Source organism: Pyxidicoccus fallax (genome assembly GCF_012933655.1).
Taxonomy (GTDB): Bacteria; Myxococcota; Myxococcia; order Myxococcales; family Myxococcaceae; genus Myxococcus; species Myxococcus fallax.
The window spans coordinates 1-24,931 of the sequence record NZ_JABBJJ010000186.1; the positions used below are offsets into that span (position 1 = coordinate 1).

Annotated in this window: 19 protein-coding genes; 11 read left to right on the forward strand and 8 right to left on the reverse strand. The window is 69.8% G+C overall.

All coding sequences use genetic code 11. The features are described from left to right. Nucleotides 1-118: 118 nt before the first annotated feature. Nucleotides 119-904: a TatD family hydrolase gene (locus HG543_RS32060; protein WP_169348722.1), complete on the reverse strand. Its 786-nt coding sequence runs from the start codon at nt 902-904 to the stop codon at nt 119-121. A gap of 3 nt (nt 905-907) precedes the next feature. Then, nucleotides 908-2,710, reverse strand: a complete 1,803-nt coding sequence (gene ggt, locus HG543_RS32065; RefSeq protein ID WP_371876532.1) for a gamma-glutamyltransferase — start codon at nt 2,708-2,710, stop codon at nt 908-910. Nucleotides 2,711-3,022: 312 nt separating this feature from the next. Between ggt and HG543_RS32070 the strand changes: the two genes are divergently transcribed. The 8 genes from HG543_RS32070 (at nt 3,023) to HG543_RS32105 (ending at nt 15,810) form a co-directional block, all read left to right on the forward strand. Beyond that, complete coding sequence (locus HG543_RS32070; RefSeq protein ID WP_246357447.1) at nt 3,023-3,160, forward strand: hypothetical protein; 138 nt, start codon at nt 3,023-3,025, stop codon at nt 3,158-3,160. Nucleotides 3,161-3,177: 17 nt separating this feature from the next. Beyond that, on the forward strand, nt 3,178-4,578 hold the full coding sequence (glmU, locus tag HG543_RS32075; protein ID WP_169348724.1) for a bifunctional UDP-N-acetylglucosamine diphosphorylase/glucosamine-1-phosphate N-acetyltransferase GlmU: 1,401 nt from the start codon (nt 3,178-3,180) through the stop codon (nt 4,576-4,578). 107 nt (nt 4,579-4,685) lie between these two features. Further along, nucleotides 4,686-6,521 carry a glutamine--fructose-6-phosphate transaminase (isomerizing) gene (gene glmS, locus HG543_RS32080; RefSeq protein ID WP_169348725.1) on the forward strand — a complete coding sequence of 612 codons (1,836 nt, stop codon included), beginning with the start codon at nt 4,686-4,688 and terminating at the stop codon, nt 6,519-6,521. A gap of 337 nt (nt 6,522-6,858) precedes the next feature. Next, nucleotides 6,859-9,312, forward strand: a complete 2,454-nt coding sequence (locus tag HG543_RS32085; RefSeq protein WP_169348726.1) for a type VI secretion system Vgr family protein — start codon at nt 6,859-6,861, stop codon at nt 9,310-9,312. 10 nt (nt 9,313-9,322) lie between these two features. Then, nucleotides 9,323-10,633 carry a hypothetical protein gene (locus tag HG543_RS32090; RefSeq protein WP_169348727.1) on the forward strand — a complete coding sequence of 437 codons (1,311 nt, stop codon included), beginning with the start codon at nt 9,323-9,325 and terminating at the stop codon, nt 10,631-10,633. After that, nucleotides 10,630-14,610, forward strand: coding sequence for an RHS repeat-associated core domain-containing protein (locus HG543_RS32095; protein WP_169348728.1), 3,981 nt, complete (start codon nt 10,630-10,632; stop codon nt 14,608-14,610). The genes HG543_RS32090 and HG543_RS32095 overlap by 4 nt, the downstream gene beginning before the upstream one ends. A 36-nt stretch (nt 14,611-14,646) precedes the next feature. Beyond that, on the forward strand, nt 14,647-15,051 hold the full coding sequence (locus HG543_RS32100) for a DUF6392 family protein (RefSeq protein WP_500690505.1): 405 nt from the start codon (nt 14,647-14,649) through the stop codon (nt 15,049-15,051). Between the two features lie 3 nt (nt 15,052-15,054). Further along, complete coding sequence (locus HG543_RS32105; RefSeq protein ID WP_169348730.1) at nt 15,055-15,810, forward strand: hypothetical protein; 756 nt, start codon at nt 15,055-15,057, stop codon at nt 15,808-15,810. A 19-nt stretch (nt 15,811-15,829) separates the two neighbouring features. Here the strand turns inward: HG543_RS32105 and HG543_RS32110 are convergent, their stop codons facing one another. From HG543_RS32110 to HG543_RS32130, 5 genes are all read right to left on the reverse strand, one after another. After that, a complete protein-coding gene (locus HG543_RS32110; RefSeq protein ID WP_169348731.1) occupies nt 15,830-16,765 on the reverse strand; it encodes a serine/threonine-protein kinase in 936 nt (311 codons plus the stop codon). Between the two features lie 100 nt (nt 16,766-16,865). After that, nucleotides 16,866-17,120 (reverse strand): hypothetical protein, encoded by a 255-nt coding sequence (locus HG543_RS32115; RefSeq protein WP_343073488.1) that lies wholly within the window; start codon nt 17,118-17,120, stop codon nt 16,866-16,868. Beyond that, entirely contained in the window at nt 17,117-17,605 is a 489-nt protein-coding gene (locus HG543_RS32120; protein ID WP_169348732.1) for a DUF3106 domain-containing protein, read from the reverse strand. Before HG543_RS32120 ends, HG543_RS32115 begins: the two co-directional genes overlap by 4 nt. Then, nucleotides 17,602-18,078 (reverse strand): anti-sigma factor family protein, encoded by a 477-nt coding sequence (locus HG543_RS32125; protein ID WP_169348733.1) that lies wholly within the window; start codon nt 18,076-18,078, stop codon nt 17,602-17,604. Before HG543_RS32125 ends, HG543_RS32120 begins: the two co-directional genes overlap by 4 nt. Then, the gene (locus tag HG543_RS32130; protein ID WP_343073489.1) at nt 18,075-18,719 is read right to left on the reverse strand and encodes an RNA polymerase sigma factor; all 645 of its coding nucleotides are present in this window, start codon (nt 18,717-18,719) and stop codon (nt 18,075-18,077) included. Before HG543_RS32130 ends, HG543_RS32125 begins: the two co-directional genes overlap by 4 nt. A gap of 42 nt (nt 18,720-18,761) precedes the next feature. Between HG543_RS32130 and HG543_RS32135 the strand changes: the two genes are divergently transcribed. From HG543_RS32135 to HG543_RS32145, 3 genes are all read left to right on the forward strand, one after another. Beyond that, nucleotides 18,762-19,607, forward strand: a complete 846-nt coding sequence (locus HG543_RS32135) for a hypothetical protein (RefSeq protein ID WP_169348734.1) — start codon at nt 18,762-18,764, stop codon at nt 19,605-19,607. Nucleotides 19,608-19,719: 112 nt separating this feature from the next. Beyond that, the gene (gene recA, locus HG543_RS32140) at nt 19,720-20,814 is read left to right on the forward strand and encodes a recombinase RecA (protein ID WP_169348735.1); all 1,095 of its coding nucleotides are present in this window, start codon (nt 19,720-19,722) and stop codon (nt 20,812-20,814) included. A gap of 236 nt (nt 20,815-21,050) precedes the next feature. Next, nucleotides 21,051-23,246 (forward strand): alkaline phosphatase D family protein, encoded by a 2,196-nt coding sequence (locus HG543_RS32145; RefSeq protein ID WP_169348736.1) that lies wholly within the window; start codon nt 21,051-21,053, stop codon nt 23,244-23,246. Between the two features lie 83 nt (nt 23,247-23,329). On the opposite strand, the gene HG543_RS32150 is transcribed toward HG543_RS32145, so the two are convergent. After that, the gene (locus HG543_RS32150) at nt 23,330-24,835 is read right to left on the reverse strand and encodes a RecQ family ATP-dependent DNA helicase (protein WP_169348737.1); all 1,506 of its coding nucleotides are present in this window, start codon (nt 24,833-24,835) and stop codon (nt 23,330-23,332) included. Nucleotides 24,836-24,931 lie beyond the last annotated feature (96 nt).

Below are 24,931 nucleotides of genomic sequence, written 5' to 3' on the forward strand. Positions count from 1 at the left end.
GCGGGGCGGGGCGGCCCTGCCTTACGCTACGTGCTCCTCCAGACATGACGATGAGCGCGCCGTTTCGTCGCAAGAAAGTGCGCCTCTCCAGGCTGTGAGAAGCTGGGGCGCGCCTGGGCTACTCGCCACCCACCTGGAAGAAGCGGGCGGCGTTCTCCCGGGCGATGCGGCGGACGATGCGCTCGGAGAGGTTGGCCTTGGCGAGCAGGTTGGCCATGCGCGCCAGCCCGAGGATGTCGCCGGCGCCGTCGCCCGCGTCGGAGTTGAGCACCAGCCGCTCGCTGCCGAGCCTGCGCACCAGCGCCACCGCGCGCTCGGCCTTGAGCGCCTCGGGGTGCAGCGTCAGCCCCGCCCAGTGGCCCACCTCGAGGATGGTGCGCACGGTGCGCGCGTTGGCGTGGTCCACCAGCACGCGCGAGGGCAGCACGCCGGACTGGCGCAGCAACGTGAGGATGCGCCGGGTGTGGCGCTCCTTGTCGGTGGTGGGCGTGTGCACCACCACGCGCAGCTTGAGGCCGCGCGCCAGCGCGAGCTGCTCCAGGAAGGCCTCCTCCTCCTCCTCGCCGCCCGCGTGCAGCCCCGTCTCGCCCAGGGCCACCACGCGTCCGCCCTGGAAGTAGTCGGGCAGGGCGGAGAGGACTTCCGACAGGCCGCGCCGGGGGATGCAGCGCGGGTGCACGCCGAGCGCGGCGTACGCGCGGATGCCCACCTTCTCGAAGCGGGGGAGCTGGCGCTCCACCAGGTCATCGAAGTGGCGCAGGAGCGCCTTGGAGGTGGGCTCCGGGAAGTGGTGCGCCACCACCAGCACCCGCTCCACCCCGAAGAAGCGCATGGACTCCAGGTCCTGGTCGCTCAGGCCCTCGGGGTGCAGGTGCGCGTCGAAGATGGGTACGGGCTCGGGCACCGCTCAATCCTGCCCCAGGGACATGCCCTCGTTGCGCGGGTCGCTCGCGGAGTAGCGCAGGCCCGTCTTCGGGTCGACGAACACCGCCTCCGCGTCACCCCATTGGTCCACCCGGCGAATCTTGTGACCCCGGGCCTCCAGCGTGGCCAGCGTCGCCGGCTCCAGGCCCCACTTGTCCACCCACAGCTCGTCCGGGAGGTACTGGTGGTGCAGGCGACCCTCGTTCACCGCGCGGCCCACGTCCATGCCGCCGTCCACCACGTGGCTGATGACCTGGATGACGGTGGTGGGGATGGTGGAGCCGCCGGGGCTGCCCACCGCGAGCATGACCTTCCTGGGGTCCTCCTTGCTGAACACCAGCGTGGGGGTCATGGAGGACTGTGGCACCTTGCCGGGCTGAATCGCGTTGGGCTCGCCGGTGACGAGGCCGTACGCGTTGGGCACGCCGGGCTGGGCCGCGAAGTCGTCCATCTCGTCGTTGAGCAGCACGCCGGTGCCCTTCGCGACGACGCACGAGCCGAAGCCGTAGTTGATGGTCGTCGTCAGGGCCACCGCGTTGCCGTCCTTGTCGATGACGGAGATGTGCGTGGTGTTCTTCTTCTCCGGCTCCGGCGTGTGCACCGCGGGCTTGTCCGTCAGCGTGGAGCCCTGCGTGCGCGGCGACTGCGGCAGGAGCGACAGGCTGGCGGTGGCCTTCTTCGGGTCGATGGAGCCCGCCAGGTCCGCGATGTGGCCGGGGGACACCAGCCGCGCGGTGGGCACGTCCGAGAAGTCCGGGTCCCCCAGGTACTTCGCCCGGTCCACGTAGGCGCGGCGCACCGCCTCCACGTAGAGGTGCAGCGCCTCCGGGTCCTTGAAGGCGATGCCCTGGGGGCGCAGCTTCTCCAGCGCGCCCAGCACCTGGAGCACCGCCACGCCGCCCGCGCTCGGCGGCGGCATGGTGAGGATGCGGTGGCCACGGTAGCCGCCCTCCAGCGGCTGACGGGGGCGCGTCTTGTACGCGGCCAGGTCCTCCACCGTCAGCACGCCGCCGCCCGCCTGCACCGTGTCGGCGATGGCCTTGGCCACCCGGCCCGAATAGAAGGCCCGCGCGCCGCCCTTGGCCACCGCCTCCAGCGTGCGCGCCAGGTCCGGCTGCTTCAGCACGTGCCCCAGCGGCGGCAATTCCAGCGTGCCCCCCTCGCTCTTCACCAGGAAGATGCGCGAGGCCTCCGCGTCCCTGCGCAGGCACTCCAGCCGCCCGTTGGCCATGGAGTGGTAGCGCGGCGTCACCCAGATGCCCTTGCGCGCGGCGGCGATGGCCGGCGCCAGCACCACGGACGGGGGCAGCTTCCCGTGCTCCTTGAGCAGCTGCAGGTAGCCCGCCACCGCGCCCGGCACCGCCACCGCCAGCGGGCCGTCCGTGGACAGCCCCGGCACCACCTTGCCGTCCTTCACGTACATGTCCCGCGTGGCCGCCTTGGGCGCCACCTCGCGGAAGTCCAGCGCCTTCGTCTCGCCGCTCTTCCCGTCGTGCACCAGCGCGAAGCCGCCGCCGCCCACGCCCGAGTGGTAGGGCCCCACCACGGCCGCCACGAAGGCCGCCGCCACCGCCGCGTCCGTCGCGTTGCCGCCCTTCTCCAGCATCTCCAGCGCCGCCGCGCTCGCCTGCGGGTAGGCCGTGGCCACCGCGCCACCGCGATAGGGCCGCGCCGCCTGCGCCGCGCACGCCAGCAGCAGCACCGCCGCCGCCAGTCCCCGCACCGCCATCAGGCCCACGCGCGCGCTCCGGCGCGAGGCTTCACTTCCGAAGCTCGTGTCCTTCACCGGTTCAGCCTCCTGGCGCTCTTGGGATGTCCCTGTCCTGGCCGTCGGGGCGGGTACTGTGTTACCCGGGAAACAGAAACCCACCCCGCGGGGTCGGGACTCCGGAGCGCCTGTCGGACTACAGGACTCCCGGTATGCACGAACCGGCCGCCCTTCTCCAGGATTTCAACGGAGCAGCAACTTTCCTCTTGGATTGTTCTCAGAGTGCGTGCATCCTTCGCTCAGCTTGAACCGGAATCGGGGGAGCGTATGAGCACGCCTGCCACGTCCGAGAAAAAGACACCGCCCGGGTCCGTTTCCACCCCGGCGCCCGTGACGGTCTTCCTGAAGCCCTGCTTCGGCATCACCGTGCAGAGCAACACGCTGGGGGTGGCCGTGAGCGCGGGAGCGCAGCCGGTGGACACCCCGGAACCTTCGCAGTCCCGTGCGGTTGACGAGTCGATGCCCTGACCCTAATTCTCCGCCGCATGACAGCTCTGGCGGCGGTGGTGCTGTGCGCGGGCAAGGGCACGCGGATGAAGTCGGAGAAGGCGAAGGTCCTTCACCCCATCCTCGGGCGGCCCCTCTGCGCGTATCCCCTCAAGCGGGCCCTCGAACTGGGCGCTTCTCCGGTGGTGCCGGTGGTGGGCCATCAAGCGGAGGCGGTGGAGAAGACGGTCCGCGCGCTCTTCCCCAATGCCCCGCTGCGCTTCGCCCTGCAGCGTGAGCAGCGCGGCACGGCGGACGCGGTGCGCTCGGCGGAAGAGGCCCTGAAGGGCTACTCCGGCCGCGTCCTCATCCTCTATGGCGACGTGCCGCTCCTGCGCCGCGAGACGCTGGAGGCGCTCATCGCCGCGCACGACAAGACGGGCGGCCCGCTGGCGCTGGTGGCCACCACGCTGGAGGACCCCACCGGCTACGGCCGCGTCATCCGCGAGGGCGGGAAGGTGGTCCGCATCGTGGAGCACAAGGACTGCACCCCGGAGCAGCGCAAGGTGAAGGAGTGCAACGCCGGCATCTACTCGGTGGACGCGGCCTTCCTCTGGAAGGCGCTGGCGGAAATCAAGCCGCAGAACGCGCAGGGCGAGTACTACCTCACGGACCTGGTGGAGATGGCGGCGAAGCTGGGCCCGGTGGGCTCCATCGACGCGGACGCCACGGAGACGGCCGGGGTGAATGACCGCGTGGAGCTGGCCGCGCGCGCCCGCGTGCTCCAGCAGCGCATCAACGAGGCGCACATGCGCGCCGGTGTCTCCATCCAGGACCCGGCCACCACCTACATCGAGGAGGACGTCACCATCGGCCCGGACACCGAGGTCGGCCCCATGGTGTCGCTGGGCGCCGGCACGGTGGTGGGCCGGGGTGTCACCCTCGGCCAGGGCAGCGTGCTGACGGCCTCCACCGTGGCGGACGGCACCGTCATCAAGCCCTACTCCGTGCTGGAGGAGGCGAAGGTGGGCGAGCGGAACATCATCGGCCCGTTCTCCCGCCTGCGTCCGGGCACGGAGTTGGCCGAGGATGTGCATCTGGGCAACTTCGTGGAAACGAAGAAGGCGCGCATCGGCAAGGGCTCCAAGGCCAACCACCTGACGTACCTCGGGGACGCCAACATCGGCGCCGGGTGCAACGTCGGCGCGGGCACCATCACCTGTAACTATGACGGTGTGCACAAGCATCTGACTGAACTGGGGGACGGGGTCTTCATCGGCTCGGACACCCAGCTCGTCGCGCCGGTGAAAATTGGAGACGGTGCGTATGTCGGCGCGGGCACCACGGTGACGAAAAATGTGCCTCCTGGGAGCCTCGCTGTGTCACGCGCGCCACAGGTCACCAAGGAAGGCTGGGTGGCCGCGAAGAAGGCGCGCCAGCAGAAGCCCCCCAAGGGGTGATCGGCGCGGCTCTTGCTTGGAGGGCAGCCAGACAGCTGCCCTGGATGAGTGTAGGGGAATGCCCCGGATTGCTCTGGCGGGCGCGGGCGTGAGAGAGAGGTCGGAACATGTGCGGAATCGTTGGTTACGTCGGTGACAAGGAATCGGCTCCCATCCTGGTTTCGGGGCTGAAGCGGCTCGAATACCGCGGCTATGACTCGGCGGGTGTGGCGGTGGTGAACCGCAACCAGCTCAATGTCGTGCGCGCCACGGGCAAGCTGCGCAACCTCGAGAACCGCGTGGTGCAGGACCAGCCGGCGGGCAACATCGGCATTGGCCACACGCGCTGGGCCACGCACGGGCGTCCCTCGGACGAGAACGCCCACCCGCACACGTACAAGAACGTGGCGGTGGTGCATAACGGCATCATCGAGAACCACCTGTCGCTCAAGGAGCAGCTGCGCGCCAAGGGCCACGTCTTCTCCTCGGAGACGGACTCGGAGGTGTTCGCGCACCTCATCTCGGACGAGCTGGACCGCGGCGCGGACCTGCCGGACGCGGTGCGCGCGGCCATCGCCCAGGTGAAGGGCACCTACGCGCTGGCCGTCGTCACCTCCACGGACCCCAACCGCATCGTCTGCACCAAGGACGCGTCTCCCATGGTGCTGGGCCTGGGCCAGGGGCAGAACTTCGTGGCCAGCGACGTGCCGGCGCTGCTCGAGCACACGCGCGACTTCGTCTACATGGAGGAGGGTGACCTCGCCGTCGTCACCGCCGCCAAGGTCGACATCTACAACCGCCAGGGCCAGCTGGTGAACCGGCCCACGCGCCGCATCGACTGGACGCCGATGATGGCGGAGAAGGGCGGCCACAAGCACTTCATGCACAAGGAGATCTGGGAGCAGCCTCGCGCGGTCAGCGACACGCTGCGCGGCCGGATGCTCCTGACCGAGGGCGACGTCCACTTCGAGGGCTGGAACCTCTCCGCGGAGAAGGTGCGCTCGCTGACGAAGGTGACCATCCTCGCGTGCGGCACGTCGTGGCACTCCGGCGTCGCCGGCAAGCACATGATTGAGTCGCTGGCGCGCCTGCCGGTGGAGGTGGAGCTGGCGAGCGAGTTCCGCTACCGCGACCCCATCGTCGACAGCTCGCACCTGGCCATCGCCATCAGCCAGTCGGGTGAGACGGCGGACACGCTGGCGGCCTTCAAGGAGGCCAAGTCGCGCGGCGCCACGGCCATGGCCATCTGCAACGTCATTGGCAGCGCGATGACGCGCGAGGCCGAGTTCTCCGTGCTCACCAACGCGGGCCCGGAGATTGGCGTGGCGTCCACCAAGGCGTTCACCACGCAGCTGGTCGCCCTGTACCTGCTGGCGGTGAAGCTGGGCCGGATGCGCGGCACGCTGTCGGTGCAGGCGGCGCAGGAGCACCTGACGCACCTGACGCAGATTCCGAAGATGATTGAGGACGTGCTCAAGTGCGAGCCGGCCGTGAAGAAGGTCGCGCGTGAGTTCATGAACGCGCAGGACTTCCTCTTCCTCGGCCGCGGCCCCATGCACCCGGTGGCGCTCGAGGGCGCGCTGAAGCTGAAGGAAATCTCGTACATCCACGCGGAGGGCTACGCGGGCGGCGAGATGAAGCACGGCCCCATCGCGCTCATCGACGAGAAGATGCCGGTGGTGGTGATTGCCCCGAAGCAGCCGCACGTGGCCTACGAGAAGATCATCGGCAACATCGAGGAGGTCCGCGCGCGCGGCGGCAAGGTCATCGCCGTCATCGACGAGGACGACGCGCACGTGGCGAGCCTGTCCGACCACGTCATCCGGATTCCGGCTGCCTGCGCGCTGCTCGCGCCGGTGGTGGCCACGATTCCGCTGCAGCTCCTCGCCTACCACGTGGCGGAGATGCGCGGGAACGACGTGGACCAGCCGCGCAACCTCGCCAAGAGCGTGACGGTGGAGTAGCCGCCGGCTGAAGCCGATGAAGTGATTGGAGCCCGGGTTCCCTTCATGGGGGCCCGGGCTTCGTCGTTTCCGCGAATGGATTCAGGCACGTCCCGCGGGAGGCCGTGGCCGGCGCCGAGCTTCAACCGATGAGTCCGAGCACTTCCGAGAGCCAGGGACGCAGGCGCTCTTGCGATGTCTGGGCTGACCCACTTTCCGAGCTTGGCGGGTCAACCATGACCAATAAATGGCATGCATTCCTCAGGGGAGATTGGGTTGTCAGTCAGAACTTGCGATTGCAACCACTAAGATTCTAAAACTGTCATAACCCGAAATTCTTCTCCTCGTTGGAGCCCTCATGTCTGTGTTCGACGAGCGCCGCCAGCAGTTGGCCCAGGTGGCGGCGACGGCCTCCCAGGTGGCCCGGAGCCTTGGTGCGGGCGATGCGGTCGAGGCCCTCTCGGGGGTGCTCTCGCTGCTGGGCGGTGGCGACCCGGTGTCTGCGGTGCGCTACACGTTCAGTTCTGCGGATGCGCCGCTGGCGCCCTGGCACGTGCGGCGTGTGCAAGCGCGCGAGGGGCTATCCGAGCTCTACGAGGCCCTGGTGGACCTGGTGTTCGACGGACCCCTTGTGGATGTCGAGGCGATGCTCGGCGCCTCGTGCACGCTGGGCATTCAGCGCGGCACGCTGTCACGCAGGATTCTGGGCATCGTGCGCCACGTGGAGGACCTGGGCTCGCTGGCCGACAAGGCCATGATTCGCGTCCATGTCGTCCCGGCCCTCTGGGAGCTGACCCAGCGCGTCGACTCGTACATCTTCCAGGAGATGTCCGTGCCCGAGGTGCTCCTGGATGTCATGGAGGAGGCGCTCACCCCCTTCAAGCGCAAGGTGCGCCTGTCGCTCCAGCGGGAGTACCCCAAGCGCGAGTACTGCGTGCAGTACGCGGAGTCGGACCTCGACTTCGTCCTGCGACTGATGAAGGAGGAGGGCATCGCCTTCTACTTCGAGCACGCGGGCGACGCGGAGGAACTGGTCCTGGTGGACACCAACGCGCCCTTCCAGCCCCTCCCCACGCTGGACGGTGGCCCCGTGTGGATCGCCAACCAGGCCGGAGGGCTCGCGCACGTGGAGACGCTCCAGGGATTCGACTGGTCCAGCACCCTGCGCCCGACGGGTGTGGTGGTGCGCGACTTCGACTGGACGCGGCCGAAGCTGAACCTGACGAAGGAGGTTCGGGAGGAGCAGGAGAGCGGACGGGAGTCCTACCTGTACCCGGCGGAACTCACCCTGTCGGAGTACGACAAGGAAAACCACCGGTACACGAAGGAGGACGTGGCCACGCGCGCCGGCCTGCTGCGCCAGGGGCAGCAGTTGAGCCGGCGGAAGGGGCGGGGCCGTGGCAACGTGACGGGCTTCTGCCCGGGGTACACCTTCGAGCTGCAGGGGCACGCGAGGGCCGAGCTGGACCAAGCCTACCTCATCACTCGTGTCGAGCACCTGGGCGAGGCCCCCGAGGAGCGGCCCCTGTTCTCCCCGGAGGACTCCGGGGAGGGGACGAAGCGGGAGCGGTACGAGAACCGCTTCGAGTGCGTTCCGTTGTCGGTGCCCTTCCGGCCGGAGTACCCGCTGGCGCGCAGCCGCATCCCAGGCCTGCAGACGGCCACGGTGGTGGGCCCTGCGGAAGAGGAAATCCACACCGACGTGCACGGCCGCATCAAGGTGCGGTTCCACTGGGACCGGGTGGGCCCTCAGGACGACAAGGCCTCGTGCTGGGTGCGCGTGGCACAGTCCTGGGCGGGGCCGGGCTTCGGCACGCTCTTCATTCCCCGCGTGGGCATGGAGGTCGTCGTCGACTTCCTGGAGGGCAACCCCGACCGGCCCCTGGTCATCGGCTGTGTCTACAATGGCAGCAACCCGCCTCCCGTCAAGCTGCCCGAGGAGCGCACCCGCAGCACCCTGCGCACGCAGAGCTCACCGAAAAGCCTCGGCTACAACGAGCTGCGCTTCGAGGACGCCAAGGGCGAGGAGCAGGTGTTCCTCCACGCGCAGAAGGACCTGGTGGAGGTGGTGGAGCACGACCACACCACGCAGGTGAACAATGACCAGGCCAACACGGTGGAGAAGAACCAGACCAACACCGTGAAGGTGAACCAGACCGAGAGCGTCGGCGGCGAGCAGACGATGACGGTCTCCGGCAACCGCACCAAGACGGTGAAGAAGGACGAAACGGTCACCGTGGAGCAGAACCGGACCGAGACGGTGAAGGCCAACGAGACAATCACCGTCAATGGCAACCGGACATTCACCGTGGACGGCAAGGAGACGTACTCGGTGGGCGGCACGCGCGACAAGAAGGTCACCGGCAAGGAGACCGTCACGCTGGAGGCCGGCCGGCAGACCACCGTCACCACGAATGACGAGCTCACCGTGAGCGCCGAGCGCCTGGTCACCGCCGACGTGAAGCACCAGCTCACCCAGGGCCCCACCACCTTCACCTTCGAGGGCGGCCACGTGGAGCTCGACGCGGGCAGCTACATCAAGCTGGTGCATGGCTCGGGAGAGGTCCACATCGAGGACAGCGGGAAGATTTCGGTGAGCTCCGGCACCGAGATTTCGCTGAGCTGCGGCGGCTGCTCCATCACGCTCACTCCCACGAAGATTGAAATCTCGGGCGCGGTGGAGGTCTCGCTCGCGGGGGGCGCCGGCACAGTGAAGCTGGACCCCACGGGCGTCGCGGTGGCCGGACCGAAGGTGAGTTCGGCCGGCTCGGCGATGAACGAAATCACCGGCGCGCTGGTGAAGATCAACTGAGCCCGGGCACATGGCGGACCAAGACATCCGAGCGCCCATCCTGAGGCGACTCGAGCGGCTGCGCACCCAGTGGCGCGAGTTCGCGGAAGACCCCGAGGCGCGGCTCCTGCACTGGGTGCTCGCCCAGGGCGAGTGGCAGCTGCTGGAGACCTTCTTCCAGGTGGAGGACCACGAGAGCGGCACCACGCCCGACCTGTTCCTGCGCCTCACCCCGGCCTTCGAGGAGCCGTCGCGGTATGGACTGGCCCTGGCGGAGTCCCTCTCCGTGCAGTACGCGGCGGTGCGCGACGAGCTGGCGGCCGCGGGCGCCGACGCCTCCTGGAGCGCCCCCCGGCCCGCGCACGGTGCGGACGACGTGGACGTGTTCCACGAGACGGCCGCCTCCTTCCATGCCCACCACCAGCCCCTGTTCAGGCACCTGGTGCTGGTGCTGCTACCGGAGGGGGACGTCCCCGCCCAGGAGTGGGCGCGGTGGGTGGAGCGGGCGGTGGAGCGGGCCCGCGGGCCGCACGTGCGGCTCGTCTGCGTCGACTCACGGGAGGACCCGCGGCTGGCGGAGGTGGCGCGACGGCAGGCGCGCCGGGTGCGCACCCGGGTGGCGGACCTGGGCATGGGCGCGGCGCTTGAGGAGGTCTCCACCGCCGCGGGGCGGCTGGACACGCCCCAGGGCCGCTACCGCCACCTGTTCGTGCAGCTGGGGCGCGCCATCGAGGCGCGGGATCTGGGGCGCGCGGAGCAGCTCGCGGCCCAGGCCGCGGCCGTGGCGCACCAGCAGCAGTGGGGCCACCTGCTGGTGGCCTCCTGGTTCGCGCTCGGCGCTGGCTACCTGGCCGTGGGCAGGCCCGTGGAGGCCATCCGCGTCTACCGCCAGGCGGAGGCGGCGGCCCTGGAGGCCCAGGCGCGGGGCGAGCCCACCGCGCCGGCCCTGCGGCTGAAGGTGCGCCTGGCACTGGGGGCCGGGTTCGTCGCGGCGGCGGCCTACGGGCGCGGCGCGGCGGTGTACGAAGAGACCGTGCCACTGGCCGAGCAGCTCCAGGACACGCGGATGCTGCTGGAGTGCTGGCGCATGGCGGCCTACTGCCACGAGCTGGCGCGGATGCACGACGCCTCGTGGCGCTGCGGCATGGAGGGCCTCAAAGTGGGGCAGCGGATGGACGAGGAGACGCGCCGCTCGTCCACGCTGGGCTACCTGGGCGAGGGCCTGCTGCGGCTCACCCGGACGTGGCAGTACCGCGAGCACGCGTCGCCGCTCATGCAGCAAATGGAGAAGCTCCTGGGGCCGCGCTGGCGGCCCTCCGCCTCCCGGGGGATGCCGTCATGATGCCCGCCGCCAAGCACCTGGACCCGCTGCTGGGAATCGACATCCACATCATCCAGCCGCCCGGCCCGGTGCCTCCCGTCCCCATTCCCCACCCGCACATCGGCATGGTGTTCGACCCGATGGACTACGTGCCCATCCTGGGCGCGACGGTGCTGATTGGGGGACTGCCTCGGGCGCAGGCGGGCACCTCGGGCATGGCGCTGCCGCCCCACATCCCCATGGGCGGCGTCTTCATCAAGCCCCCGGCCAACGAGTCCGAAATCTTCATGGGCAGCTCCACCGTGTCCGTGGACGGGGACGCCTTCAGCCACCTCGCCCTGCCTGCGCTGAGCTGCCAGGACCTGGGGATGCCGCCCATTCCGCGGCCCAAGAAGAAGAAGGTCGTCAAGAGCCTGGTGCTCCCGACGACGATGGTGCTCTCCATCCCCCTGCCCGTGCTGGTAGGCGGGCCGCCGACCATCTCGCTCTTCGCGCTCGGCATGCGCGTGGGCATGGCGATGTTGAAGGCGCTGGTGTCGAAGGTGAAGAAGCTGTACGCGGCGCGCAAGGCGCAGAACGGCGTGCACTGCAACGGCGGCCACCCGGTGGACGTGATTACGGGCGCCAACTTCGACGAGTTCGTGGACGCCCGCTCGCCGCCTTCGGGCCTCTTCTGCTGGCGGCGCCGCTACACCACGGCCCGGGCGGACCGGCGGGACGTGCTGGGCTGGGGGTTCCGGCACGAGTACCAACACACGCTGCACCTGTTCCACCAGGCCTGGCGCTACGAGGACGCGAAGGGGCGCGTCATCGACTTCGCGCCGCTGAAGCCCGGCCAGCGCGAGACGCGGCGGCACGGCGTGGTGCTGCGCCGGCTGGACAATGGGGACCTGGAGCTCTCCGAGGGCTACGGGCCGCGGCTCGTCATGCGGGCCGCCCCAGGGGAGGGCGTCGCGCGGCTCCGCTTCGTGCGCTCCGGGCGGACCGAGCTGGAGCTGCGTCACGAGGGCGAGCGGCTGTGCGAGGTGACGGAACGCACGCCCGAGGGCACCTGCCGCTACCGCTTCGTCCACGACGCCGCGGGCCGGATGACGGAGGTGCTCCGGCTGGAGACCCGCGGCACGCGGCGGGTGGCCCGGTATGAGTACGACCGCCAGGGGCACCTGGTGCTGTCCGAGGACGCGGAGGGCGGACGCCACACGTACCAGTATGACGACGCGCACCGCTGGACGCGGATGCGCACTCCCACCGGGTACAGCTTCTGGTGGAGATACGACGCGCAGGGCCGCTGTGAGGAGACCTCGGGAGAGGACGGGCTGTGGTGGGCGCGCTTCGAGTATGACCCCGAGAAGCGGGAGACCCGCGTCACCGAGCGCCAGGGAGGCGTCAGCACCTTCCAGTACGACGAGCACCTCACCCTGCGGAAGCTGAGGGACCCGCACGGTGGCGTCCTGACGCGAGAGGTGGACGCGGATGGACGCGTGCTACGGGAGGTGGACTCCGGCGGGCGCGTGACGCAGTGGGTGTACGATTCGGCGGGCGCCCTGGTGGGGAGACTGGACCCCTACCAGCGGATGCTGCCACCTCCGGAGGAGCTGCCGCGCGTCCCGCCGCCGGAGCGGTTCTTCCAGGGCCAGACGCCCGCGGGCTTCCTGCTGGGAAGCGCCCTGGACGCGCTGCCCCAGACGGCCGCGGGGGCCTCCCCCATGCTGCTGTCGCAGGTCCCCGCCGAGCTGCGCGACAGGCTGTCCGTGCTGGTGCGAGCCCGCCGCGAGGGCGTGGAGGCACCGGGGACGGTCCGCGTCCATGACGGCCTGGGACGACTGCTGCGGGAGGTGGACGCGGCGGGCCGCGGCCGGGAGTGGCGCTACGACCTCGCGGGCAACGAGGTGTGGTACCGGGACGCGGACGGCAGGGTGCGTGAGCGCCGCATCGGCCGGTGGAACCTCGTCGTGGCCGAGGTGGACCGGCTGGGCCACACGACGCACTACGACTACTCGGCCACCGAGGCCGTCACGCGGGTCGCCGACCCCGGCGGCACAGTCAGCACCTTCGACTACGACGAGAAGGACCGCATCCTCCGCGTCTGGCGCCACGGCGTGCTCAAGGAGCAGTACACCTGGGACGCGGGAGACCGCCTCGTGGAGAAGCGGGACGGGCACGGCCGGGTGCTGATGCGCATCGAGCACACGCCCGGCGAGCGGATGGAGGTGCGGCACCTGGCCTCGGGCGGCCAGCACGTCCTCGCCTACGACGCACGGGGCTGGCCCACGCGCGCCTCCACCGAGGCCCATGACGTCCGGCTGCGGCGCGAGGACTCCGGGCACCTTCGCTACGACCTCCGGGATGGAAGGGGCGTCACCCACGTCCAGACGCCGCTCGTGCGCCGCACGGCCGTGCTCGAGCGGTTCGTCTGGTCGCTCCATGCCTCCGAGGCCGAGGGAGGGCAGCGGCTGGTCGACCCGACCGGGCGCCAGCATCTCCTCTGGAAGGACGCCACGGGGCTGGTGCTGCGGGAGCACGCGAACGGGACGCGGGAGCTCACCCGGTACGACGACAAGGGGCGGCTGCTCGCCAGCCTCGTCTGGAAGTCCACCCACGACGGGATGCTCCACTCCCAGTGGACCCGGTACGACTACTCGGCGGAGGGCGACCTCGTCGGCGTCTGGGACAACGTGGCGGGGGAGACGCGCTATACGGTCGACGCGGAGCACCGACTGGTGCGGGAGGAGGGGCCGCAGGGTTCCTGCCCCTATGCCCATGACCCGAGCGGCAACCTGCTCGGCAAGCCGGGCCTGCGGCGTGTCACCCTGCAGGCGGGAAACCGGCTCGCGGCCGCCAATGACGAGCAGTTCGTCTACGACTCGCGCAACCACCTCGCCGAGCGGCATGCCTTCGATGGCACGCGCACGCGCTACACCTACGACAGCGCGGACATGCTGGTGCGCATCGACGACGCACGGGGCGAGCCCTGGACCGCGGCGTACGACGCGCTGGGCCGGCGCATCCGGTGTGGCCGGGGCGCACGGCAGACCTGGTTCCACTGGGACGGAGACCGGCTGGCGGCGGAGGTGTCACCGGAAGAGCGCCTGCGCCTCTACGGGTACGCGGCCCACGACGCCATCGTTCCCATCGTCTTCGTGGATTACGACAGCGTGGAGGCGGCGCCGGAGCAGGGCCGCGTCTACACCGTCTTCAGCAATCAGGCGGGAGTCCCCTGCCGCGTGGAGGACGACAGCGGGCGGGTGGTGTGGTGGGCCACGCGCATCGAGCCCTATGGCCACACGGAGGTGTCAGCGGACTCCGAGGTGGAACTCGCCCTGCGCCTGCCCGGCCACTACCACGACGTGGAGACGGGGCTCTTCTACAACCGCTTCCGGTATTACGACCCCGCGCTCGGTCGCTACCTGCAGAGCGACCCCCTGGGGCTCGCGGGTGGCCTCAACCTGTACGCGTATCCCTCCAATCCCCTGGTGCACTTCGACGCCCTGGGGTTGATGCACACGAACCGGGGCAACCCGAACCATGTCGATGGCAAAACCCCCGTCGAGAACGTCAAGCCGCTCGACGTCGACTCCTATGGGAGCCAGACGAAGCGCTCCGTGGTCGGTGACCAGCTCGACAACGACCATATTCCGTCATTCGCCGCCAGCCGGAAGGCTTGCGAGGACCACCTCGAGCGCAAGCTGACGGATGTGGAAGCCACCAAGCTCAAGAACTACCTGACGTCCATCACCGAGCCGCATGCCGTGCACAGTGGCAGCAGTCGCACCTACGCTGGAAGGAACACCTCGGAACAAATCGCGGAGGACGCTCTGGACCTGCGCAAGGCCGCGCAGAAGGACATGGCTGCCGTCGGTGACGAACTGGCCCGGCAGTCCGGGAAGACCAAGGAAGAGGTTGACGCGGCTTTCAAGACGCTGGACAAGCGGAACGAGGACATCGGCCTCTATGACAAGGATCTCAGCACGTTCCTCCAGAACGCGGGAGTGCTCTGAGACACCTGGATGGCCGCACAGCCTGGGGAAGCCATGATGGATGCATCGAAGCTAGGAGAACTCATCGGCAAACCGTACGAGTCGCCGGAGGTACAGGCCTTCGTGAAGACGCTAGGACCGGTGAAGGTCGACAAGGAGCTGGGGGCGCCCGAGACCATCTATTACATCTTCAAGGCCCAGGGAGTGAACCTGCTCACCGAGAGCACCACGAACCGGGTCACCACCCTTTTCCTGATGGCGTCCATGGACGGCGAGCCCGGTTATCCAGGACCGCTCCCCCATGGACTGAGCTTCTCCATGACGCGCGACCAGGTGCGCCAGGCCATCCGCGCGCCGGACAAGTTCAAGCCGTTCTACGACGCGTGGGAACAGGGCTCGCACATCTTCCGCGTCGAATACAAGAGCGGCGCCATCAAGATGGTCATGTTCATGGGCGGTTGAGCCGTGGCCGAAATCGACCAGGTGCAAATCGAGCTGCTCTTCCCGGGTTCACCGTGGGCATGGAAGGAGCGGTTGCTGGCGGCCTTCGAGGCGCAGCCTACATTCGCTCCCAGCCACTGGGGTGAGAGCGACAGCCTCCGCCACGACTATGTCCGCGAGGACCTGACTCGCTTCGTCGACGAGGCCCGGATGACGGAGTCGCCGCCCGTGCCGTCGCTGCGGCGGGTGGTGCAGCCTCGCTACGTCGCCACGTGGAGCACGAGCGAGCGGAGTCCCGGCTGGGTGGTCCTCAAGAGCCAGATGCGGCTGCGCCCCGAGGACCCGGCGCTGCTCTTCGACTTCGCCCAGACGCTCGCCGAAGCCCTGCCCGTCGAGTACGGGCTGGTGGACATCGGGTTCGAGGGAGTTCCTGCCGACCTCGCGATGAACCGGGGCGCCCTCCAGCACCCCCGCGCCTACCTGGAAGATGGGCCGGACACGCTCTTCGCCCGCACGTTCCTGGGGCCGCGCCTCGTCGCGTTGATGGGCGGCGAGCCGGTGCTGCGCGCCAGTGGCGGTGTCGTCAAGGCAGGCGCGAACGGCGTCGTCACGTTGGACCTGCTCGACGCACCGTGGAAGGCGGAGCCGGGCGTGCTCAAGCAGCGGCAGCTCGAGGTGCTCGAGAAGCTCCGTCCGACCGGCATCTTCTCGAGGCAGGAGGGGCTCTTCCCTCGGCCGGGAGAGCGCTGGAAGCCGCCTCCCTCGGAGCAACCGGCCTGAAGTCCATGGCCTCCGCGCTTCAGCCGATGAGGCCGAGCACTTCCGCGAGCCAGGGGCGCACGTCCTCGCGGGTGAGGCCGTGGCCGGTGTCGAGCGCCCAGGTGAGGAGCGCGCCGGCCATCTCGCCCGCGGTGTGGTAGCGGCTGACCACGTCCGGCGCGAGGGCCTTGCGGAGGATGGCGGCGAGCGTGCGGTCCAGCGTGTACGGCAGGTGGAGCCGCGCGGCGCGGATGATGGCCATCACCACGTCCGGGTCCGTCTCCTCGCGCCGGAAGGGGTGCCGGCCCAGGAGCAGTTCGTGGAGCATGATGCCCACGGCGAACACGTCCGAGGCGGGGGTGAGCGGCTCGCCGCGCGTCTGCTCTGGAGACAGGTAGTGCAGCTTGCCCGCGGCCACGCCTTCCGCCGGGCCGATGTCCACGCTGTGCGAGCGCGCGACACCGAAGTCGCCGAGCTTCACCTCACCCTCGCCGGAGAAGAAGACATTGGCGGGGTTGACGTCGCCGTGCACCAGGCCCAGGTGCCGGCCGCTGCGCGTGCGCGCCCGGTGGAAGTAGGCGAGGCCGCGCAGCACCTCGATGCAGACGTGCACGGCCATGCCGGTGGGGAATGGCCGCTGCTGCTGGCGCAACGTGCGGATGAGCCCGCCCAGGTCCCCGCCCACCAGCAGCTCCATGGCGATGAACGGCCGCCCGAAGGCCTCGCCCACCTCCAGCCGCTGCACGAGGTTGGGGTGCACCAGCAGGCCCATGAGGTCCGCCTCGTCGGCGAAGACCTCCATGGGCACGTCCTTGCGCATCAGCTTGAGCGCCACGCTGAAGGGCTGGCCGCGTGGATCCACCGCGTCCGCGAGGAACACCTCGGCCATGCCACCCGAGCCGAGACGTGAGCGCAGCTGATAGCTGCCGAAGCGGCGGGAGGGCACCTCGACGGGGCGGGGGACCGCGACGTGCATGGCCCCAGTGTACCGCGAGACGCCCCCGCGTCACCTCCCACCCAAGAGGCGCGCAATTCGATTACAGGATTCCAGCTGACGCGGAAGGTGGGCGGCCAGCTCACTCCTCCTGGCTCAGCTCGATGAGCAGCTCCAGATCCTCGGTGGCTTCCATGCTCTCCAGCAGCTCCAGGTTCTCCACCACCTCGCGGTCCTCCTCGGACAGAGAGGGCCGCGCGCGGGGCACCTCGCGGGGAGGAGGCACATCCGCGGGAACGGAAGGCGGAGGCGGCGGAGGCGGCGGCTCCTGCGCGGCGGCGGGGAGCGCGGCGAGCGTCACCCAGGCGAGCAGCAGGAAGGGCAGGGCGCGGCTCACCGGCGCCGCCTCTCGCGCAGACGCTCACGTACTTCCTGGCGCTGCTCGGGCGACAGCTGCCGCCAGCGGCGCATGTTCTCCAGCATCTGCTCGCGTTTCTCGGGATGCTCGCGCAGGTACCGCCGGATGCGCTGGCGCAGCTGCGCGCGCTCCTCGGGGCTGAGCTTCCTCAGCTCGCGCGCCCGCTCCCGCAGCGCCTGGCGCTCGTCGGGGCTGAGCTTCCTCAGCTCGCGCAGGTTGGCGCGGATGCGCTCGCGCTCCTCGGGCGGAAGCTGACGCCAGCGCTCCAGGTTGCCTCGGATGCGCTCCTGCTCCTCCTTCGGCAGCGACTTGAACTCGCGAAGCTTCGCGCGCAGCGCCTCCTTCTGCTCCGGCGTCATCCGCTCGAAGCGCTCGGCGGCCGTCCGGGGCTCCTTCGTCTCCGCGCGCGCCGGGGCGCCCGCCAGCAGCGCCATGCCCAGCGCCACAGCAGCCAGCCGTCTCATTGCAACACCTCCAGCTCGTGGAGGTTCGCGACGACCTCCAGGTCCTCGGCGCTGTCGAGCCCCAAGAGCTCGTAGTCCTCGGCCAGCTCCAGGTTGGCGGCCAGCTCCATCACCGCCGGGTCCGCCAGCTCGGGCGGCGCCTCGGAACCGGAGCCCACCACCACCAGCGCCACGGCCACCGCCGCCACGAGCCCCGCGGACGGCACCAGCACCGCGGGGCGCAGGAGCGCCCTCAGCCGCGCCCACCATGGCTCCGGCAACGCGTCCAGCTTCGCCAGCACCGCGCGCCGGGTGGCCGGCGAGGGCTCGAAGGCGGGCAGCTCCGCCACGCGCGCCACGGCGTCGCGCAGGAGCGCGTGCGTGGCGTGGCACCCGCCGCAGGTGCCCAGGTGGGCCTCCACCTCCGCGCGCCGGACGGGGGGCAGCTCCCCGTCCACGTACGCCGTCAGGTCCTCTTCGAAACCACAGCTCATGCCCTGCTCCTCGCGGGCGCGGTGCCCGCCCGCAGCTCTTCGATTCTTCGCGCCACCGCCAGCGTGGCGCGGTGGATGAGGCTCTTCACGGCGGCCTCGCTCGCGTCGAGCGCCTCGGCGATGTCCCGGTACGCCATGCCCTCGAAGCGGCACATGGTGAAGGCCGCGCGCTCCCGGTCGCTCATGTCCGCCAGCGCCGCGCCCACCGCCCGCTCCAGCTCCCGTCCCGCCAGCGCCTGGTCCGGCCTGTCTCCCTCCGGTCCGGCCATCTCCACCGTTCCCGTCTCCTCGCCTTCCGGCGTCTCCGAGGACGTGTGCGTCACCCGGTACTCGCCCCGCCTCACCTCGTTGAGGCAGTGGTTGGTGGCCACGCGGAAGAGGAAGGTCTTGAACCGGGCCGTCGGCTTGTAGGCCTTCGCGTTCCGGTAGAGCTTCACGAAGATGTCCTGCGTGAGCTCCTCCGCCCGCTCCCGGTCCCCCACGAAGCGCAGCGCGAACCGCGCCACGCTCCCGTGGTAGCGGTCGAACAGCCAGGCAAAAGCCCGCCGGTCCCCCGCGGCCACCTTCAGCATCGCCTGCGCGTCCGAATCCACGTCCACGTCCGACATCAACCCCGTTGCCCGCTGGAAGTTGCGGGCCACTCCGCTTTGAACCCCACCGGGGGCCGTGGCTACAGTTTCCCCGTGCCGGACTCTCCCCGCCTACATCCGCCCACGCAAAGGCTCGACGAGGACGCGGCGGAGGCCCGGCTCCCCGATGTGGCCGCCTGGAGCCCGCCGGAGCCCGAACCGGAGCCCGAGGCCGTGCTGCCTCCTTCAGAGGCACCGCGGAAGGCCCGGCCCGCGCCCCCCCTCGTCCAGACGCCCTACCTTCAGCCGCTGACGGGCAAGCCCACCCCGCCGCTGGACCTGCCGCTGCCGGTGCTGGTGCTGACGGAGCAGGTCCGCCGCGTGCCGGAGGCCGAGCGCCCGGAGCTGGCCACACGGCTGAACACCCTCCTGGAGCAGATGGGCCAGGCGGGCGGGGACCGGCAGGTGGCGGACACCTTCCACCGGCTGCTGGAGACCGGGAAGCTGGAGGGGCTGGTGGATACCCGGGGCCGCACGTGCCGCGCGGTGGCGGTGGAGGCGCTGCTGTCGCTGGGCTACCCCTATGCCCTGGAGGTCCGCCCGGAGGACCTGGAGCACCTGCGCACCCATGGCCGGGCACGAGCGGCCCCCGGCCCCGGCGCCCTCCTCCCGGTGGGCGTGCTCATCGCGGGCCTGGGCATGCAGTCCATCCAGGAGCTGACGAGGCCGGGCGGGCCCGACAGCCTGGTCACCACCCAGGTAGGTCTGGCCGTGCTGGCCTTGATGGCCTTGTGGCTTGCCCCGCCGCGCTCCCCCGTATACCGCTTGGGCCTCGGTTTGCTGGCGCTCGTCTCCGTCCTCGCCGTGGGACTTCCGCTCGTAGCGGACACTCCGGCGGGGATGTGGGCGGGGCTGGCCGGGCTGGTGGCCGTCTTCCTGGCTGCCCTCCGCGAGAGCTGAGAAGCAGGATGCAGTACGGATGTCAGAGGGGTGGACTAGGGTCTACCCATCGCGTACTAAAAGCGCGTTCAGGTGGACCGGGGTGGTCCGCCAATACAAGGAGCGACGAGAAATGGCCGTGAATACGGAGAAGGAAAAGGCAATCGAGCTGGCGATGTCCGCGGTGGAGCGCCAGTTCGGCAAGGGTTCCATCATGCGGCTCGGCAAGGACGAGCCGCTGATGCGGGATGTTCAGGCCATTTCGACGGGCTCGATTTCGCTCGACATCGCCCTGGGCGTGGGTGGCGTTCCCAAGGGCCGCATCATCGAAATCTTCGGACCGGAGTCCTCCGGTAAGACGACGCTGTGCCTCCACATCGTCGCCGAGGCCCAGAAGCGTGGCGGCATCTGCGGCTACGTGGACGCGGAGCACGCGCTCGACGTGGGCTACGCCCGCAAGCTGGGCGTGCGCACCGATGACCTGCTCCTGAGCCAGCCGGACACCGGTGAGCAGGCGCTGGAAATCGCGGAGATGCTGGTGCGCTCGGGCGCCATCGACGTGCTGGTGGTGGACTCGGTCGCCGCGCTCGTTCCCAAGGCGGAGCTCGAGGGCGAGATGGGCGACGCGCACATGGGCGTGCAGGCCCGCCTCATGAGCCAGGCCCTCCGCAAGCTGACGGGCACCATCGCCAAGAGCCAGACGTGCGTCATCTTCATCAACCAGATCCGCATGAAGATTGGCGTCATGTTCGGCAACCCCGAGACGACGACGGGCGGTAACGCGCTGAAGTTCTACGCGTCCCAGCGCCTGGACATCCGTCGCATCGGCGCCATCAAGAACGGCGAGTCGGTGGTGGGCAGCCGCACCCGCGTCAAGGTGGTGAAGAACAAGGTGGCCCCCCCGTTCAAGGAGGTCGAGTTCGACATCATGTACGGCACGGGCATCTCCCGTGAGGGCGACCTCATCGACCTGGCCTCCAACGAGAACATCGTGGAGAAGAGCGGCAGCTGGTTCTCCTTCAACGGAGAGCGCATCGGCCAGGGCCGTGAGAACGCCAAGGACTACCTCAAGGAGCACCCCGAGGTGGCCAAGGACATCGAGGCCCGCGTGCTGGAGAAGTACGGCATCAACAAGGGGGCCCCTGTCGCCGCCGCGCCCGCCGCCGAGGAAGCCCCGGCCGAGGGTGGTGGCAGCGAGAAGCGCGCCCGCGTGAAGGCCGTGAAGTGAGACGCGCCCGGCAGCGGCGCCCTCCGGGGCCCGCTGTGTGAGTTCGAGGGCCGGACTTCCCGAAGTGGGGGGCCGGCCCTCTCTCTTTTCTCCCGCTGGCTTCACACGCCCGTACCGCTGGTGGATGACACGCCGCGTTGTGAGGTGGCGTGAGCCGGGATGTTTCCTGGAGGGCAGACGAGCGACTTAGACTCCGCGCGCCAAGTTTCCCAACCCGCGCTTTTCGGAGTCCTGCCTTGTTCGACCAATTCAAGCGTCGCAGTTTCCTTCAGGCCGTCGTCGCCGTCGCGGCGAGCACCGCGTTCGGGTGCTCGGATGATGAGAACGGGACGGCGCCGTCGGATGACCGTGCGAAGTACTTCCCCCAGTCGGTGGCGTCGGGTGACCCGCGCGCCGACAGCGTGGTGCTGTGGGTGCGCGCGGTGGACCCGGACAACGCCAGCGCCAACACGCAGGTGCGGCTGGAGGTCTCCACCGGCGAGGACTTCGCCACGCTGGTGCTGAACGAGCAGTTCTCCGCGCTGGCGCAGCACGACCACGCCCTCAAGGTGAAGGTCACCGGCCTGTCCGCCCGCACCACGTACTACTACCGCTTCACCTTCGAGAAGAACGGCCAGAAGTTCACCAGCGCCACGGGCCGTACCCGCACCGCGCCGGCCGCTGGCGCGGACGTGCCGGTGAAGTTCGCCTTCGCCAGCTGCCAGGACTACATCGGCCGCTACTTCAACGCGTGGCAGCGCCTGCTGCAGCTCGACCCGGACCTGGACTTCATCGTCTTCCTCGGCGACTACATCTACGAGACGACGGGTGACGCGTCCTTCCAGTCCGCCAACGGCCTGCGCACGGTCGTCTTCAGCGAGCCGGAGAAGGCGCTGCGCATGGGCACGGGCCTGCGGGCGTTCTACGCGGCCAACGCGGTGTCCAACTACCGCGACCTCTACAAGAACCTGCGCAAGGACGAGGTCATCCAGCGGGTGCACGAGCGTTACCCGTTCATCGTCATGTGGGACGACCACGAGTTCTCCGACGACTGCTTCGGCGCCACCGCCACGTACACGGACGGCCTCACGGACGAGAAGCAGGAGGAGCGCCGCCGCAACGCGGAGCAGGCCTTCTTCGAGTACATCCCGCTGGACACCGCCAACTCGAGCGCGGGCGCCGTCGCCATCCCCGAGCAGAAGGACCTCTACCCCAACACGCGCATCTACCGAGACTTCGACTTCGGGAAGAATCTGAAGCTGGTGGTGACGGACTTCCGCACCTACCGCCCGGACCACCTCATCCCCGAGGACGCCTACCCCGGCACGGTGGCGCTGACCGAAGAGGAGATGCGCGCGGCGCTGCCCGCGCTGCCCGCGGCCGTGCAGCCGGCGGTGCAGGGCATCCTCGTCGCCCCGACGTTCGCGTACGTGAACATCGATGACGCGGCCTACGCGCAGTACAAGCAGGGCCTGCTGGGCGCGTACGTGCAGCAGGCCATGCAGGCGGGCCTCACCCAGGAGCAGGCCGGCGCCAAGGCCGGTGCCATGGTGAAGGGCAACCTGTCGCTCTTCTACGTCAACCAGGTGGTGCCGGCCATCAACCCGGCCCGCCGGGCGGCCGGCCTCGCGCCCCTCGAGCTCATCTCGGCCGAGGGCGCCAAGCGCGGCATCTCCTACGCGCACATGGGCAAGGCCGGGCTGTTCGGCATCCAGGGCTCGCGCTACATCGTCATCAAGCCCACCTTCGACCTGTTCGCGACGGTGAAGTACCTGCTGGCCCAGGCCGGCACGCCCCCGCAGAACCCGCAGAACGCGCTGGGCGACGCGCAGCGCGCCTGGTTCCAGCAGTCGGTCCGCGCGGACAACACGTGGAAGGTCATCGTGTCGTCCGTGTCGCTGACGTCCATGGTGTTCAACCTGGAGGGCAAGACGGACATCCCGGACGCGTCGCTGCGCCAGCAGTTCTACTTCAACGTGGACCAGTGGGACGGCTTCCCCACGGAGAAGCAGGCGCTGCTGGGCTACCTGCGCGGGGCCGGCGTGAAGAACCCGCTGTTCATCTCCGGTGACATCCACGCGTCCTTCGCGTCGGTGGAGCAGGGCGTGCCCACGCTGACGGCGCCGGCCATCTCCTCCGGCTCCATCAAGGAGCTGGCGGGCACGGCGCTGCTGGGCGCGGGCTACGGCTCGCAGACCAGCGTGTACAACTACATCGTCAACGAGCTGGAGAAGACGATGACGGCGGCCCACCCCGGCATGCGCTTCGCGGACGGCGACGCCCACGGCTTCGTCACCGTGGAGGTGAAGGCGGACGAGGCGCTCGCCACGTTCCACCTCGTCCCCAGCTCGGAAATCGCCAAGGACTACACGCTGCGCGCCGACTCGGAGCTGGAGGCGAAGTTCACGACGAAGCAGTTCCGCATCCAGAACAGCGACATCACCGCCATCTGAGCGGGTGACGCTCCACCGTGAAGGTGGACGAAAGAGGGCCGCGCCGGGAGCCTCGTGCTCTCCGGCCGCGGCCCTCGGCCGTTTCAGGGGGCTGCTGCCGCGGCGGCGGGGGCAGGCACGTCGAAGTGGCCGGCGGCGCGCTCGCGGCAGTTGTCGCAGTGGCCGCAGTCCTCCTCCATGACCTCGTCGAAGTAGTCCGCGAGGAAGTGCCAGCGGCACTGCGTCGTCTGGCCGTAGCGCATCATCCGCTGCAGCCGCTCGCGGTCGCCGCGGTGGCGCTCCTCGTAGGCGGAGAGGAAGGTGTCCAGCTCCTCCAGGCTCTCGAAGTCGCGCAGGAGCTTCAGGCCGCGGCTGCCGCGCTCCAGGATGCCGGCGCCGGACAGCCACGCCACGAGCACCTGCGTGCGCTTCAGCCCCAGCCCCGACACCTCCGCGAGCTGCTTGATGGGGACGGACTTCCCCTTCGCGGCGGCGAACAGCTCGCGCGCGGCGGTGTAGAGCTGACGGGACTCGTCGCGGTGCGGGTACTTGCCACCGAGGAAGTAGCTCTGGATGCGCTTGTCCTCCAGCCGGTAGAGGAGGATGGCGCGGGCGGGCAGGCCGTCGCGGCCCGCGCGCCCGGCCTCCTGGTAGTAGCTCTCCGGCGAGTCCGGGAAGTGGTAGTGCACGACGAAGCGCAGGTCCTGCTTGTCGATGCCGAGGCCGAACGCCTTGGTGGCGACGATGACGCGGTGGCCGCCCTCCATGAAGCGCGCTTGCGTCTCCTCGCGCTCCCTGGGCTTGAGCTTGCCGTGGTAGCGGCCGGCGTCCACGCCTGCGTCGGTGAGCCACTTCCACAGCTCGTCCACGCGGCGCACGGTGGCGCAGTAGACGATGCCGGTGCCCTCCTGCTGCTCGAGCAACTCCAGGAGGCGGGCGCGCTTGGCGTCGGGGTTGACGGTGCGGGACACCTCCAGGAAGAGGTTGTCGCGCTGGATGCCGGTGCACACCACGCGCGCGTCGGGGATGCCGAGCTGGGACAGCACGTCCTCGCGCACGGCGCGGGTGGCGGTGGCGGTGAGGGCGAGCACGGGCGGGTGACCCAGCGCGCGGATGGCGTCGCGCAGCGACAGGAAGGCGGGGCGGAAGTCATGGCCCCACTGGGAGACGCAGTGGGCCTCGTCCACGACGAAGAGGGACACGCCGGCCTTCTGCAGCGCCTCCAGCCGCTCGGGCTTCTCGAGCTGCTCCGGGGTGACGTAGACGAGCCCGTGCTCACCCCGGCGCAGCTCGAGCGTCGTCTCGCGGACCTCGCGCTCGGTGAGCGTGGAGTCGAGCCGCGCGACGTCCATCTCCGCCTCCAGCATCTTCTCGTGCTGGTCCTGCATCAGCGCCAGCAGCGGCGAGACGACGACGGTGGTCTTCGGCAGGAAGAGGGCGGGGAGCTGGAACGTCAGCGACTTGCCGGCGCCGGTGGGCATGACGCCCAGCACGTCCTCGCCGTTCATCAGCGCCTCGATGATTTCGCGCTGGCCGGGGCGGAAGTCCTCCACGCCGAAGCGCTCGCGGGCCTCGGCCTCCAGCTCATCCCACGAGGGGCGTGTTCCCATCGACGTGCGTCCTCCGTCGCTTCGCGCCAGGCTCGAAGGGGAAGGTAGTGCTCCGCCCGGCGGGTGGCGGTGAGGACGGGAGCCCCCGCCCCGCCC